Genomic DNA, 13,394 nt, shown 5'->3' on the forward strand with positions numbered 1-13,394 from the left:
CGGGTGACGTCAAAACAAACCGACATCGCAAACTCGGTCAGAAGATGACTCCCGGAGTCACCTCGGAACGACTCCCGCACTGAGATACAAAGCCAGGCGCGTCGTGTACGGCCTGCGCCCCGCACCCAAGACAGCCACGCACCGGCGGGAAGTCCACGTCGTCGCGGTCCGGCCCCGGGCGGGCGTCTACGACGAAGTCGGCCGCCGCCTGGGCCTGACCCGCCGGCCGCGCAGCGCCCGCACGCACGCAGCCCGTTCCCGTTCCCCGCAGCTGAGCACGCGTGGTGCCGGCCTGCGGCCACCGCTGCCGTCCGCGGTGCCCGGCCTGCCCCGCCCCGCACAGACCTTCCCGCACCGCCCCACCCGCTGACCCTGGAGTCCCATGCCTTCCGAACCCGTGCCGGGCCCGGTCCGGCGCGCGGTCTCCTCACTCGACCACCGCATCGAGGCCGTCACCGGCCACGACATCGACACCCTATGGGCCCACCGCGACTCCGGCCTTCTGGACGAGGCCCACGCCGAACTGGTCGACCGGCACCGTGAACTGGCCGAGGCCGAGCGCGGCGTCACTTTCCACCGCACCCTCCTGCACCGCCTGTCCAGCGGCGAGTTTCCTGTCGACGGGGCCCTGTTCGTACGCATTGACCGCACCGTCGACCAACTGGAACGGGCCGCCGACACCCGCGACACCCTCACGCAGCGGGTGCTCGTCGCCCTGGCGCCGGTCGAGGCGGCTGCCCGCACCGCTTCCGGGGACACCTCCGAGGCGCTGTCCACCACTGATCAGGCGGCGCTGCTCGCCATCGCCGGCGGAGCCAGACTCCACGAGCACCTCCTGACCAGCCGGCTGTCGGTGACCACCGCCTCCGGTGCCCGTATCCCCTACGCCAGCTTCCAGCGCCTGGAGGCCGCCGGGCTGGTCGCCCTCGACACCAGTCACCCCGTCCACGCCGGACAGCCGGTCACCCTGACCGACGCCGGCCGCGCCGCACTCACCGCACGCCGCCGCCCCCAGCCGAATCCCGCACCGACACCGGGGCCGAGGCCGGGAGCATGGCCGGCCCGCCCCGCACCCCGGCGCTGACCCGAAAGAGACCGCATGGCCCCACGCGAAACGACCCCGGACGCCGGCGAAGGCCCCGACACTCGCCTGGACTTCCGGGTGGACCAGTTGGACCGCGACAAGCAGGCCAGCATGGCGTTCTACCGCGCGGTCTATGTGCGGTGCGACATGCTCGATGCCCTTGCCCAGTACCACAGCGCCGACGACACCCGCAGCTTCTACCTCCTGTACGACCGCAGCGCCACCCACGGACGCCCGGGCAGCCCGCACTACATCGCGCTCTACCTGCAACGAGACCACCAGCACCGCGCCTTCGGCTTCGAGTACGAGACGCTGCCGCTGCCTTCCATGGCCCAGTCGTGGCTGATCTACCGCGGCTGCCCGCCCGAAGCGATCGCCCTCGACCCCGACCGCGGCACCACCGCTGCCGACCAGATGACACAGTCCCTGGAGCGGCGGCTCATCGGGGACGGCGACCACTACGCGCTGGGCTGGTCCTACACCCGTGACGACGCCGATGACCATGTCACCGTGGCGGTGCTGCGCGCTCTCGACGACGGTGCTCCGTCCCCGTTCCGTGTCCTGGTCGAGGAAGTCGACCTCGATACGTGGACGCACACCCTGCGCGAGGGCGGCTGCGACACGGTGGACGAGGCCATGACGTGGTCCCGCGACCGCCTCACCGGCACCGCCGGACCTCTTCCCTCAGTGCGCCCGAAGCCCTTGTCTTCCCGCCCGGCGTCCGCCCAGAAATCGGCCGCTTCCCGTCTGCCGGGCCGCTCTCGCTGAGCGTGTAAGCGCGGCCGGCGCAGCGAAACATAGCCGACGATCGCCGGTTGGCCAAACCGGCGATTCTCCGGACTCTATTACCGGCCGCAGGGATAACGCCCCGGCCGCCTTTCCCGCAGTTCCCGCTTTTCTCGTTCGGAGGTTTCTTCCGCGTGCGCGCAAACCGATTCGCCATATCCGCCGCGATGCTCGGAGCACTCGCTGTGCCGGTGCTGTCCGCGACCGCCGCCTATGCCGCGCCGACTGCCGGCGCGGTGACGCTGGCCAGTTCCAGCAGTTGCCGCAGTCTCCCGCCGCTGCCGTACAGGGTCCACGCGAAGGCCGTGACCATCCGGTCCAAGGCCACCACGAAGTCCACCGCGGTTGGGGTCTTGTACAAGAGCCACAAGTTCACCGTGCACAAGTCCAGCGGCAACTGGCGCTACATCACCGACAAGACCACCGGCGTCAAGGGTTGGGTCTCCGGCACTTACGTCTACCGCGACGTCCGCATGTGCCTTTCCTGAGCCGCTCCACGGAGCCCGGCAGACGTTCTGCCGCGCCGACAATCACTGCCGTCTTCCGCGAGCGACGGCGGCACGACGCTGTGAGGAGAGAAGTCCCGTTGTCCGATGACATGTCCGGTGGTGAAGTGGTGGCGGTGCTCACCGAACAGACCGAGGCCCGGTTCGGGATGAGCATGGACCAGTTGAGGGCCGCGGTCGCCGCCGCACCTGCCGCCAACCCCGAGGCCACCGATGTGGTCAAGTGGCACGGCATGCTCCTCGAAGCACAGGCAGCCCTTGACCGAGCGGAGCACGATCTGCTCACCGTGCTGCAGACCCAGCACCCTGACTCCGCAGGCCCCTCGCGGGACCTGGTCAGCCGCGTGGAGGCGGCCGTGACCGCACGCGACGGGCGGGCCATGGTCGTCCGGTGGCTGCTGGACCCGGACGCCCCCGGCAAGCAGGACATGGCCGCTGAACGGCTCGCCCGGCTCCGCGGAATGCGCAGGGACGGCCCGGCGGTGCCGGTCACCGCACCACCGCGGGCCGCGACCGCCCCGCAGTCCGCAAGGAGCCCGGTGCGGTGATGAGTTCCCGAACCGCACCCAGCTCAGTGGACAGCCGTCTCAGAGAGGTTTTCGGCGCCCCGGTCGCCGACCTCTACACCACGGCCGTCGGCCCCGACGCCTCCGCCGCTCTGATCCGCGTATTGGAGCTGCGGTCGTTCCTCGCCCTGGCCGAGGAACAGGTCACCCGGGTCCGCGACCGCGTCCACCACGCCATGGCCCCCGAGCGGAACATGAACGAGCTGTCCGCCGACGACCTGCGTATGGACGCCCAGTGGCTGGAAGCCGCACTCGAAGCCCGCGACGGCTACCGCACCGCTCTCGACCGTCTGCTGCGCACCATGCCGCCTCCCACCCAGCGGGCGCGGCCCGTCCGTCTGGTCCAGCCGACGCTGAGCACCACCTTGTCTCCGGCCGCCCCGGCACCGCAGCGTGCCGGGACGGCCCGGGCCAGCCGACCGTGAAAGCACCACCTGATTGACCCAGTTGACGTCCACCGAGACTGCCCGGCAGATCGAGGACCTGTACGGCGCCCGCCTCGCCGACCTCGAAGCCGCTGCCCAGGACCAGCCGCCCGGCATGCTCTCCGCGCTCCTCGCGATGCACCACGACCTCGCCTTCGCCGAGCAGAGCATCACCTTCCACCGCGACCGTCTCACCCTTCTCGTCCACCCCGAGCGGCAGATCGGCACGCACGAGGTGTCCCACGTCCTGGACTGCGCCCGCCGCCTTGCCGAAGCGGTCACCACCCGCGACATCCAGGCCCGCACGGTGACGGCCGTGCTCCGCAGCCTGGGCCGCGTCTCCACACCCGATCCGGAGGCGGCCCCGGCTCCCACCGTGACGCCGCCGGTGCCCGCGCCCGCTGTCCCGGCCGCGAGCACCGCCCCGGGCCGCTGACCGGCCCGGCCCCGTCCTTCCGGCCCCTGAATCCAGGAGTTTTTCTTGTCCCTCACCGGTCTGCCTCCTGACACCGATGCCGATGTCACCCGGGTGTCCGAGGCCCTCGCGATGATCACTCCGCGCTGGAACGTACGGATCCTGCTCGCCCTTTCCGGGCCGCCGCTGCGCTACAGCGAGGTGGCGGACAAGCTGTCCTGGCTGCGCAACAGCCAGCTCCACCCCAAGCTGCGGTCGCTGCGCGACGCCGGTCTCGTTAAGCGCACCGAGCACGACGCCCGGCACGTCACCTACACCCACACCAGCCGGGCCACCGCCCTGCTGCCGGTGCTGCCCCTGGTCGTGGCCTGGGCCGAGCGGCATTTGGAACAGCCACAGGAGCCGCTGCCCGCCATCGAGCAGATCGAGGACAGCCTCACCCTGCTCACCCGTCGGCACGCCGCGACGATCCTGTGGACGCTCAAAATCCGAGGGGAGACCAGCGGCCGGGCGCTGGCCCTCACGGTCATGCCCGGCAAGGACTGGACCAACATCTATCCCCCGCTGCGGCAGCTGGTCGCTGACGGCCTGGTCGACACCTCCGGCACCGGACAGCCCTACCGCCTGTCCGCCGCTGGCGAGGACCTCGGGCCGGTCTTCGGCGCGCTGTCCGCCTGGTCGGCGGGACAACCGCTCACCCAGGCCGCCCGGCACCCGGTCTGGGGTCAGGACCGTGCCCCCCAGTTCTCGCGGACTTGGGTCAGCCACCAGGCCCGGACTTCTCCTCTGGCTCCCCGTCCGGCTCCGGCCCAGCCTGTGCAGCGCCCGAGCTGGCAAGGCACCGACCTGTTCTCCCACGCCGCTCCGGTCCGCCCGGTGCCCGCCCTGACGACCGGAGGAATCCGCCGATGAACCCCGCCCTCTCCCACCACCAGACGGCCTGCCGCTCCCTGTCCTCCGCGGGTCTGATCCGCCTGGTCAGCGAGATAGACGACCACGGAGCGATACCGCCGCGCGCCCTGGCCCGCACCCTGAGCGACCTGTCCACCACGCAGATCAGGACGGCCATGGAACAGGCGGACAGGCTCGGTCTTCTGGACCGCTCCGGTTCCGGCCTGGGGCTCAGCCCGGCCGGCCGTGGCCTCGCCGATCTCTACGACGCCATCGCACGCTGGGCCCGCCACCACAATCACCCGCAGCGCATCGGCACCTTCACCGAACGGATCCGCAGCGTGCTCTCCGTGCTGGCCGAACCGGCCAGCACGGAGCCGCTCCTGCGTGACGACGACGCCACCACCGGCCTGGGCCACATCCGCCGGCTGCTGGCCGATTGGGTCGAGACCCACCAGCAGCCAGAGCACCAGAGCAGCTACGGCGTCGCCGCGTGACACAACGGACCGGGAAGCGCCCGGCGGTGAGCCCGCTGGGCACTCTCTACCTGCCCCGCGGGGCGGACGCCGCCGCCTCCGCGATGGCCACCTACGGCATTCCCCTGCTGGTCCTGGCCACCACCAAATCCGTCGCCTGGACCGGGCTTTCCTTCGTACTGCAGTGGCTGCCACGCATCGCCGCGTTCACCGTGGCCGGAACCCTCGTCGACCGCTACGGCACCGCCCCGTGTTTCCGGGCCGCGAGCCTGGCACGCGCCCTGGTCGCGCTCGCGGCAGCCGTCGTCATCGCCGCGGCCGGAGCTCAGAGCCAGGCCGCGGCGGTCACGGTGATGCTGCTCGCCGCGACGACCGGTGCGTTGAGCGAGTTCAGCTACGTGGCCGCCGAGACCGCCGGTGCCACGGCGAGCCGCGCGACCGGAAACCGGGCACACCGCGTGCAATCGGCGCTGATCACCATCGACCAGACCGCCACCCTGGCCGGCCCCGCCGTCGCCGGCCTGCTCCTCGAACACGGCGGCAGCGCGGCGATGCTCGGCACGCTCGCGTTCTTCTCTCTCCTCGCCGCTGCCGTCGGCCCGCGCCACAGTCCGGTACCGGCCGGGGAGACAGCCCCTCAGCAGGGGCTCGGTACGGGATGGGCGACGCTGCGCTCGCTGCCCGCGCTGGCCTGGCTGGTGGGCGGCCTGATGGTCTCCAACGGTGCGGTCGCCCTGCTGCAGGCCGCCGTCCCGGTCATCGTCGTCAGCGAGCTGGATCACTCCAGTACGGACGCCGGGCTCATCTGGTCCGCAGCGGCCGTCACGTCCCTGCTCGCTGTCACCGCCTCCCGCTGGGTGATCGACCGGTGGGGCCTGTGGCCGGTCGGCGCCGCCGCCGGCACCGTAGCGGCAGGAGCAACGCTCGCCGTCGCCCATGCCGACACCTACCGCGGCTACCTGCTGCTGATCGCCGTCGTGATGGCTGGCGAAGGCGGACTCACGGTCGTCCTGCGCACCGTGCGCACCCACCTGATCCCGGCTCGCGTGTTCGGCAGCACCCTCGCGGTGACCATCCTGCTGCTTCTGCTGCCCTACCCCGCCGCCGGCCTGATTGTCGCCGCCCTCCCGGTCACCCAGCTCGGGCACGCCATCACTGCCGCAGCCCTCGTACAGGCCGCCGGCCTCGCGGTCGCCGTCACCCGGCTGCGGCGTCTGACCTTTCCGACATGGAAGGAGCCCTCCTCCCCATGCCCGCTCTGACGCACGACGGCCTGCCCGGCCTCGACCTCCAGCCCCGGACAGGGAGTTCGATCACCGATCAGTTCCACGCCTTCGACTCCGCTCATCCCTGGGTGTACCGGGCGCTGGAGCAGCTCGTGGCCCAGCGTCTGGCCGCCGGCGCCAACAGGGTCGGGATGAAGGCGCTGTTCGAGGCGCTGCGCTGGCGCCACCCGCATGGCGTCAAGGGACTCAACAACAACTACACCGCCCTGTATGCCAGACGGCTGCTCGCCCAGCACCCCGAGTGGGTCCCCGTGATCGAAACCCGCCGTCGGCACAGTCCCTGAGCACCGCCTTGGCCCCTTCCGTCCCACCGCAGCCTCTGAGGAGTTCCTTCTTGTCCCGTCCTGTCGTTCTGGTCGTCGCCGCACCTGATGAGAGCTACCGCCGCTACTGCCTTGAGACCGTCGCCGAGGCGTACGACGTCGTCCTGATCACCACTGAGGAGCCCTCCTGGGAGGTGCCGCTCATCCGGGACTGCGTGATCGTGCCCGATCCCACCGACCAGGCCGCGCTGGCCGCCGCCGGCCGCATGCTCGCCGAACGCCACGACCTTGCCGGGGTGTTCACCTGGACCGAGTGGTACGTCGTCCCGGTCGCCCGCCTCGCCCGCAGTCTCGGCCTGCCCACCACCGCCCCGGAAGCGGTGCGGGCCTGCCGTGACAAGGCCACCGCCCACACCCTGTTCGCCCGCCACGGCGTGCCCTCGGCCGCATCGGTGAGCGTCCGCACCTGCCAGGAAGCCGCAGCCGCCGCCGAACGGATCGGCTACCCGGTGGTCCTGAAGCCCTCCTCCCACGCGGGCGCCATCGGCGTACAGCGGGTGGACACGCCCGCCCAGCTCACGGCCGCCTACCGGGCGGCTGAGCGGACCGCCGGACAGGGCACGGAAAACACCCGCGTGCTGGTCGAGGAGTACCTCGACGGACCGGAAATCTCCGTGGAGTGCGTCACCTACCACGGCGCCACCACCGTGGTCGCGGTCAACCGCAAGACCCTCAGCCCGCCCCCGCACTTCGAGCAGCTCGCCCACAGCGTGGACGCCGACGACCCGCTCCTGGACACCGTTGCTCCGGCCGCCCGGGCAGCGATCCGCGCACTGGGGATCACCGACGGGGTCAGCCACGTCGAGATGCGCCTGGTCGACGGCCGGCCTCGCCTCATCGAGGTCAACGGCCGCCTCGCCGGCGACATGATCGGCCACCTCGTCCGCCTCGCCACCGGCATCGACCTGGCCCGCGCCGCCGCAGACATCGCCTGCGACCGTGCCCCCGACCTCACCCCCAGCCGCTCCTCGGCCGCCGCCATCCGGCTGCTCTACCCCACCACGTCGGGCACCCTTACCCACCTCTCCTACGACCAGCCCCGCCCCGGCTGGCTGGACCGGCTGCACTTCCAGTGCCGCCCCGGCGACCACCTCCTCCTCCCTGCCGACGGAGGAAGCCTGTTCACCGCCCGGATCGGCTACCTGATCACCACCGCCGGCACCGGCCGGCAGGCGCTCACCCGCGCCGGCCGAGCCGCCGACGCCGTCACCGCCGTCCTCGACCGGAACACGGCGACGGGCAACGCGGCGTGAGCACAGCGTCCGCGGCTGACCGACGCAGCCGAAGGCTGCTGACCGGCTACTTCCTCGGTCTCGGCACCGTCATGGCGGTGTGGGGCGCCCGCATGCCCGAGGTCCAGCACGCCGCCCACCTCAGCACCGGAATGCTGGCCCTGGTCCTGCTGGCCGCCGCCCTCGGCATGGTCGCCGGACTCCACATAGGAGGCCGCCTGGCCCGGCTGGCGCGGCTGCCCGCGCTGCTCACCACCGGATCCCTCGCCCTGGCCGGATGCCTGATCCTCCTGGGCCGCAGCAAGAACCTGACCGAGCTGCTGGCGGCGGCCCTCGCCTTCGGCGTCGCGCACGGAGTCCTCGACGTCGCAGCCAACACCACGGCCATCCGCTGCCAGCACGGCATCGGCCGGCCCATCATGTCCGGCCTTCACGCCGCCTACTCCCTCGGCGCTCTCGCCGGAGCCGCCCTCGCCGCAGCCACCGCCCACGCCCCGCACAGCGCACTGTTCACCGCGACGGGCCTGCTGCTGGCCGCAGTCGCAGCCGCCGCGGCCCCGGACACCCGCTCTGTGACCGGCGCCGACCGCCCGGCAGCGCACGCCAGCACCGATCTTCATGTGGAGCCGTCGCGCCCGTCGCCGGGACGGCTCTGGCTCCTGGCGGCGCTGGCCGCGTCGAGCCTGCTGGGGGAGGGGGCCGCCGCCGACTGGTCCGCCGTGCACCTGCACACCCTGGGCGCCACGACGACCGCGAGCGCCGCCGCGTTCGCCCTGTACAGCGCGGCCATGGCCGCAGGACGGCTGACCGGAGACCGGCTCACCGCAGCCTTCGGCGGCCCCACGGTCGTCCGGACCGGCGCGGTCATCGCCGCATCAGGACTGGCCACCGGCATCGCCAGCGCGAACCCCGCACTCGCGCTAGCCGGCTGGACGGTATTCGGGCTCGGCCTGTCCACCACCGTCCCCTCGCTCATCACCGCCGCCGGAGCCGGCGGCGCCCAGGCCGTGGCCACGGTCACCGCCACCGGCTACCTCGGCCTCCTCGCCGGCCCGGCCCTCATCGGCGCTCTCGCCAGCGCCACCACTCTGACCACGGCCCTGCTCCTGCTCGCCCTGCTCGCCGCAGTTGTCGCTGCCCTCGCCCACCGCGCCCTGGAGACCACTACCCCTTGACCCCCGCCACTGCTAACCAGGGCCTGGACGCCGTCATCCTCGACTACAACGGCGTCATCGGCCTGCAGCCCACCACCAGCCAGTGGCACCGCCTGGCCCGCACCGCCCTCTGGCCCGAAGACGACCTCCCTGCCTTCCAGCACGCCTTCTGGAACGCCCGCACCGCATACGACGCCGGCCGGCTCAGCGACCTTGCTTACTGGGCGCAGGTCCTCGGCCACCACCCTGGCGCCCGCCGGCTGCGTGAACTCCGCGACGCCGACACCGACATGTGGACCGCCGCCGACCACCGCGTCGTGGAAATCCTGCACCGCGCCCACCGGGCCGGGCTGCCCCTCGTGCTGCTGTCGAATGCCCCCGGCCACCTCGGCGATGTCCTCGACCGCCAGGACTGGCGCCCGCTGATGACCCAAGCCCTGTACTCGGCCAGGCTGCAGGTGTGCAAGCCCGATCCGGCCGCCTACCAGCACGCGATGGACACCAGCGGCGCAGCCGATCCCCAGCGCGTCCTGTTCGTGGACGACCGGGCCGACAACTGCCACACCGCCCGCCGCCTGGGCCTGCGCACCCTGCACTACACCGCCCGCCCTGCCGACCTCGCCGCCGCCTTGCACCTCGCCGTCTGACCCGCCCCGTCTCGCCCTCTCAGGAACCTGTGCCTCACGACAATCACGACACCATCGACGGAGACGTGTACGTCTCCCCGCGCTATCTGACCGGTAGCACAGCGGTGGGTGATCCCGGCTTCGAGCCCCTCCGCAACCTCGGCTGGGACCTGCACAACGACGATCTCGGCAACGCCTACCTCACGGCCCCCGACGGCAAGATCCGCCTTGGCTACCTCCCCGAAGGGGAAGACGACGGCCTGTGGCGCATCAACGCCTACAAGGACGCTTTCGGCCCGCCGGCCTGGGGTGTCTGCTTCAACGACAGCGCGCCGACGGAGTTCGTCACCGCCTTCACGACCGCACTCGCCACGGCCTACCAGCACGGCCCCGACCACTACCTCGCCCGTCCGCTTCCCGGAAGCGCCGACCGCGACCCGTTCCTGGCCGTCGACCCCCTCATTGACCAGGGCTGGCGGTTCGACCGTCCCCGACTGGACGCCTTCACCATCACGTCACCCGACGGGCTCGCCACCCTGGAGTACACCGTCGGCGACCTCGAACCGGCGACCGAGCTGGACTCGCGCACCGCCCGCTGGCACCTGTGGGCCGGTACCGATGTCGACCGGCCCTTCTGGTACGCCACCGCCAGCACCGACACCCCCGCCGCCCTCCTGCGCGCCGTCACCCAATGCGTGGCCGACCCGGCGCCGCTGCCCCGCTGGCGAGAGGACACCTACAGCTACATCAAGAGCCACGCCCAGCTCACCCCGATCCTCCCGCCGACGCCGGCGGCTCCCACACCGCTCGACATCCAGCGATCCTCCGCGCGCCGCCCGGCCGCACTCCCAGCGACCAGCGTCCCGCGCTGGAGCACCACCAGCCGACCGGCTCTGCCCGGACCTGGTCCCCGCCGCTGACACCAGCCCATCCACGACCGGAGTTCCCCCTGTCCCTGCAGGCTCCCGAGTTCATCGCCGAGCTGCGCTGTGCCTTTCCTTCCACGACCATGCCGTGGTGGGCAACACCTACTTCGCTGCTCCCGTCCAGGGCCGACCGCTGCGGCTGAGAATCAACTTCAGCGCCACCATCAATGCACCCCGGAGTCCGTTTTCCGTACCACGCGGAGAAAGAGAGTCCCCAGTGATGCCTCGCGAATGGCAGGGATGGATTATAATGGATATCGTGCTGCCGAGACTGCGCTTCTTGTCCACAGCAATGTGCCGATAAAAAATCAACGCTTCCGAGGAGAACTCTGTGTCCATCTTGATAGGGCGGCAGTCTCTATCTGTGCGTGTAGATTTCAACGGTTGGTGTCTACAGGATTGGGATGATATGCAAGTCCCGGAGAGGTTCCCTGGCGGCTTCGATTCAAGCAACTTTCTGACGGGGCATCCAGGGCGTCTGGACTTTGGAAGCGCTGGCCATACGCATACCGCCAACCTTGTAGTCGAAGTCTGGGACGCACGGCCGCAGGCGCCCTTCGGAGAGTGGGATGAAGGAGCGGAGTCTCGTGTGAAGTGCACGTCGGGGATGCTGAGGGTGTGGAGCGTCACAGGAGGCCCTGGCCGGACTTTGGTAAAGCTATCTGAGGGGGTGAGTGAATGGAAGGTGAGGGCCGTTTGCGCCGGACGTCAAGAGGTAGCAGAGCTGGCAACTCAAGGTGTTCCTGAAGGAATTGAGCGCTATATTGTTCAATTTTGGCCGAAGGGTTGACGGAGGTGGCACACCGGCCGATTTGAGCCGAAGCACGGTAGTTGTCACATAGGCAGGCTGCTTGTCACCAACGGCGTCACGGCGGAGAGTCACGTCAGTTGGGGCGGCCGTTTGGCCATTGGTGTCTGGTGCTCATGGCATGGAAGACCTTCTTCGGTTCCCATCGGGTCTCGTGCATGCCCACGACGCCGTAGGAGGCGATGTCGCGGTCGCGGGGCTTGTCGTGGTTGATCTTCTTCGTCGAAGATGATTGAGGAGTTTAGGTAACGGACCTGCTCGTCCTCGTCCGGGATCGCTCCTTGCGGTGGCTGCCAGGCCATGCCCACTGGCAGATGATCTCTTCCGCAGACTGCTCCCCATAACCAGCACAAGCACCCCGGAAGTCCGTCACACCATCCCTTTGACCTGCTTCTTCAAGTTGGCGGAGGCTCCCTGGGAAACATCGGCGTGGTCAGACCGACAGACGGGCCGCGATGCCGTCGAGGACGCAGTCCAACCCGGTCTCGAACTGCCACAGCAGGTCGTCCTTGCGGTCGGCCTCGCCGATGTAGCGTGCGTACATCGGGAAGCGGCCGGTGCCCATGAGCCAGGCCATCTGCGGAGCGAGTCCCGAGCGGGCCTCCTCACGGTTGGCCCAGCCGCGCACGCGCAGCAGCTGCGTCAGACCGACCTCCGAGTCGACGGCGCCGTGCACGTACGCGGTGACGGTGCTGTAGACCGCCATCGCCGTGTCCGCGTCGAGCCCGCGGCCGTCGAGCGCGGCCAGCGCGGCCTCCGGCACGGCCAGTTGGTTCGGGGTCGGCGCGCACCAGGTCGTCCGGGTCACCCAGGAGTGCCGCAGCAGGACTTCCCGGATCCGCAGGGCCAGCGTGCGCATGGTCGTGCGCCAGCCCTCCGTTCCGTCTGGCAGGTCAAGTTCGCCGTAGGCGAAGTCGATCATCAGTTCGATGAGCTCGTCCTTGCCGGTGACGTAGCGGTATGCGGCCATGGGGGCCACGCCGAGCTCGGTGGCCAGGCGCCGCATGGTGACGGCGTCCAGTCCTTCGGTGTCGGCGATGCCCACCGCGGCCTTGGCGATCCGCTGCGGGGTGAGCGTGGTGCGAGGGGCCGGTGCCGGGCGTTCGAGGCGTTCCCACACGGAGACGTGGTCCCGTTCCTCGGTCTGTGCCTGTCTCTGCTGGGAGGCCATCGCCTGGGTTCCTTCCGCCGGACGGTGCTGCGTACAGCGTATCAGCAGTAGACAACGTACACGTCGGTGTGTACGTTGTACGTGAAAGATACGGCGTACACACCCCGGAGGTGCTTTCCATGGCTGACGTGACCGGCGGCCCGCTGCGGACCGCGGTGATCATCGGCAGTACACGAGACGGGCGGTTCGGTCCGGTCGTCGCCGACTGGATCAGCGAACACATCTCCCAGCGCGAGGACATGACGGCCGACCTGCTCGACCTCGTCGAGACGCCGCTGCCGACCGTCCTCCCCGCCTACGGCCAGACCCCCTCGGACGAGGTCATGGCCCAGCTCGGCGCGGTGACGCCGCGACTCGCCGAGGCCGACGCCTTCGTGATCGTCACCCCGGAGTACAACCACAGCTTCCCGGCATCGCTGAAGAACGCCATCGACTGGCACAACGAGCAGTGGCACGCCAAGCCGGTCGGCTTCGTCTCCTACGGCGGCCTCGCCGGAGGCCTGCGCGCCGTCGAGCAGCTCCGCGTGGTCCTCGCGGAACTTCACGCGGTCACCATCCGCAACACCGTCAGCTTCCACAACTACGGCGAGATCTTCGGCGCCGACGGCAAGCCGGCCGACCCCGGCTGCGACGCCGTCGCCAAGGCCATGCTCGACCAGCTCACCTGGTGGGCGCACGCGCTGCGTGACGCCAGGCGTGTCCGCCCGTACGCCGCCTGA

Annotated in this window: 16 protein-coding genes and 1 pseudogene; 16 read left to right on the plus strand and 1 reads right to left on the minus strand. The window is 70.5% G+C overall.

Going from position 1 to position 13,394, the window contains the following annotated elements; genetic code table 11:
- Positions 1 to 97 precede the first annotated feature (97 nt).
- From ACIQR3_RS29920 to ACIQR3_RS29990, 15 genes and pseudogenes are all read left to right on the plus strand, one after another.
- Positions 98 to 370: pseudogene (locus tag ACIQR3_RS29920) on the plus strand (hypothetical protein); the annotation flags it as partial.
- A 12-nt stretch (positions 371 to 382) separates the two neighbouring features.
- Complete coding sequence (locus ACIQR3_RS29925; RefSeq protein ID WP_403543764.1) at positions 383 to 1,084, plus strand: hypothetical protein; 702 nt, start codon at positions 383 to 385, stop codon at positions 1,082 to 1,084.
- A gap of 15 nt (positions 1,085 to 1,099) precedes the next feature.
- Positions 1,100 to 1,852: a hypothetical protein gene (locus ACIQR3_RS29930; RefSeq protein WP_403543765.1), complete on the plus strand. Its 753-nt coding sequence runs from the start codon at positions 1,100 to 1,102 to the stop codon at positions 1,850 to 1,852.
- 185 nt (positions 1,853 to 2,037) lie between these two features.
- Entirely contained in the window at positions 2,038 to 2,358 is a 321-nt protein-coding gene (locus tag ACIQR3_RS29935; protein ID WP_403543766.1) for an SH3 domain-containing protein, read from the plus strand.
- 98 nt (positions 2,359 to 2,456) lie between these two features.
- Positions 2,457 to 2,924 carry a hypothetical protein gene (locus tag ACIQR3_RS29940; protein ID WP_403543767.1) on the plus strand — a complete coding sequence of 156 codons (468 nt, stop codon included), beginning with the start codon at positions 2,457 to 2,459 and terminating at the stop codon, positions 2,922 to 2,924.
- The gene (locus ACIQR3_RS29945; protein ID WP_403543768.1) at positions 2,924 to 3,367 is read left to right on the plus strand and encodes a hypothetical protein; all 444 of its coding nucleotides are present in this window, start codon (positions 2,924 to 2,926) and stop codon (positions 3,365 to 3,367) included. The genes ACIQR3_RS29940 and ACIQR3_RS29945 overlap by 1 nt, the downstream gene beginning before the upstream one ends.
- 22 nt (positions 3,368 to 3,389) lie before the next feature.
- Complete coding sequence (locus ACIQR3_RS29950) at positions 3,390 to 3,803, plus strand: hypothetical protein (RefSeq protein WP_403543769.1); 414 nt, start codon at positions 3,390 to 3,392, stop codon at positions 3,801 to 3,803.
- 45 nt (positions 3,804 to 3,848) lie between these two features.
- Positions 3,849 to 4,694, plus strand: a complete 846-nt coding sequence (locus ACIQR3_RS29955; RefSeq protein ID WP_403543770.1) for a winged helix-turn-helix transcriptional regulator — start codon at positions 3,849 to 3,851, stop codon at positions 4,692 to 4,694.
- Entirely contained in the window at positions 4,691 to 5,170 is a 480-nt protein-coding gene (locus tag ACIQR3_RS29960; protein WP_403543771.1) for a regulator, read from the plus strand. Before ACIQR3_RS29955 ends, ACIQR3_RS29960 begins: the two co-directional genes overlap by 4 nt.
- A gap of 83 nt (positions 5,171 to 5,253) precedes the next feature.
- Positions 5,254 to 6,411, plus strand: a complete 1,158-nt coding sequence (locus ACIQR3_RS29965) for an MFS transporter (RefSeq protein WP_403543876.1) — start codon at positions 5,254 to 5,256, stop codon at positions 6,409 to 6,411.
- The gene (locus ACIQR3_RS29970; RefSeq protein ID WP_403543772.1) at positions 6,399 to 6,719 is read left to right on the plus strand and encodes a hypothetical protein; all 321 of its coding nucleotides are present in this window, start codon (positions 6,399 to 6,401) and stop codon (positions 6,717 to 6,719) included. Before ACIQR3_RS29965 ends, ACIQR3_RS29970 begins: the two co-directional genes overlap by 13 nt.
- A gap of 50 nt (positions 6,720 to 6,769) precedes the next feature.
- A complete protein-coding gene (locus ACIQR3_RS29975) occupies positions 6,770 to 8,011 on the plus strand; it encodes an ATP-grasp domain-containing protein (RefSeq protein WP_403543773.1) in 1,242 nt (413 codons plus the stop codon).
- Positions 8,008 to 9,165 (plus strand): MFS transporter, encoded by a 1,158-nt coding sequence (locus ACIQR3_RS29980; protein WP_403543774.1) that lies wholly within the window; start codon positions 8,008 to 8,010, stop codon positions 9,163 to 9,165. Before ACIQR3_RS29975 ends, ACIQR3_RS29980 begins: the two co-directional genes overlap by 4 nt.
- Positions 9,162 to 9,791, plus strand: a complete 630-nt coding sequence (locus ACIQR3_RS29985; RefSeq protein WP_403543775.1) for an HAD family hydrolase — start codon at positions 9,162 to 9,164, stop codon at positions 9,789 to 9,791. Before ACIQR3_RS29980 ends, ACIQR3_RS29985 begins: the two co-directional genes overlap by 4 nt.
- 29 nt (positions 9,792 to 9,820) lie before the next feature.
- Complete coding sequence (locus tag ACIQR3_RS29990; protein WP_403543776.1) at positions 9,821 to 10,690, plus strand: DUF317 domain-containing protein; 870 nt, start codon at positions 9,821 to 9,823, stop codon at positions 10,688 to 10,690.
- A 1,247-nt stretch (positions 10,691 to 11,937) separates the two neighbouring features.
- Here ACIQR3_RS29990 and ACIQR3_RS29995 read toward each other — a convergent pair.
- On the minus strand, positions 11,938 to 12,675 hold the full coding sequence (locus ACIQR3_RS29995; protein WP_403543777.1) for a TetR/AcrR family transcriptional regulator: 738 nt from the start codon (positions 12,673 to 12,675) through the stop codon (positions 11,938 to 11,940).
- A gap of 119 nt (positions 12,676 to 12,794) precedes the next feature.
- Between ACIQR3_RS29995 and ACIQR3_RS30000 the strand changes: the two genes are divergently transcribed.
- The gene (locus ACIQR3_RS30000; RefSeq protein WP_403543778.1) at positions 12,795 to 13,394 is read left to right on the plus strand and encodes an NADPH-dependent FMN reductase; all 600 of its coding nucleotides are present in this window, start codon (positions 12,795 to 12,797) and stop codon (positions 13,392 to 13,394) included.

Source organism: Streptomyces sp. NPDC090994 (genome assembly GCF_044768905.1).
Taxonomy (GTDB): Bacteria; Actinomycetota; Actinomycetes; order Streptomycetales; family Streptomycetaceae; genus Streptomyces.

Excerpts from the sequence above, each read along its gene's own strand:
- ACIQR3_RS29930 (WP_403543765.1), top strand. The coding sequence starts at position 1,100 with ATGGCCCCACGCGAAACGACCCCGGACGCCGGCGAAGGCCCCGACACT.
- ACIQR3_RS29925 (WP_403543764.1), top strand. The coding sequence starts at position 383 with ATGCCTTCCGAACCCGTGCCGGGCCCGGTCCGGCGCGCGGTCTCCTCA.
- ACIQR3_RS29995 (WP_403543777.1), bottom strand. The coding sequence starts at position 12,675 with ATGGCCTCCCAGCAGAGACAGGCACAGACCGAGGAACGGGACCACGTC.
- ACIQR3_RS29935 (WP_403543766.1), top strand. The coding sequence starts at position 2,038 with ATGCTCGGAGCACTCGCTGTGCCGGTGCTGTCCGCGACCGCCGCCTAT.
- ACIQR3_RS29945 (WP_403543768.1), top strand. The coding sequence starts at position 2,924 with ATGAGTTCCCGAACCGCACCCAGCTCAGTGGACAGCCGTCTCAGAGAG.
- ACIQR3_RS29965 (WP_403543876.1), top strand. The coding sequence starts at position 5,254 with ATGGCCACCTACGGCATTCCCCTGCTGGTCCTGGCCACCACCAAATCC.
- ACIQR3_RS30000 (WP_403543778.1), top strand. The coding sequence starts at position 12,795 with ATGGCTGACGTGACCGGCGGCCCGCTGCGGACCGCGGTGATCATCGGC.
- ACIQR3_RS29970 (WP_403543772.1), top strand. The coding sequence starts at position 6,399 with ATGCCCGCTCTGACGCACGACGGCCTGCCCGGCCTCGACCTCCAGCCC.
- ACIQR3_RS29960 (WP_403543771.1), top strand. The coding sequence starts at position 4,691 with ATGAACCCCGCCCTCTCCCACCACCAGACGGCCTGCCGCTCCCTGTCC.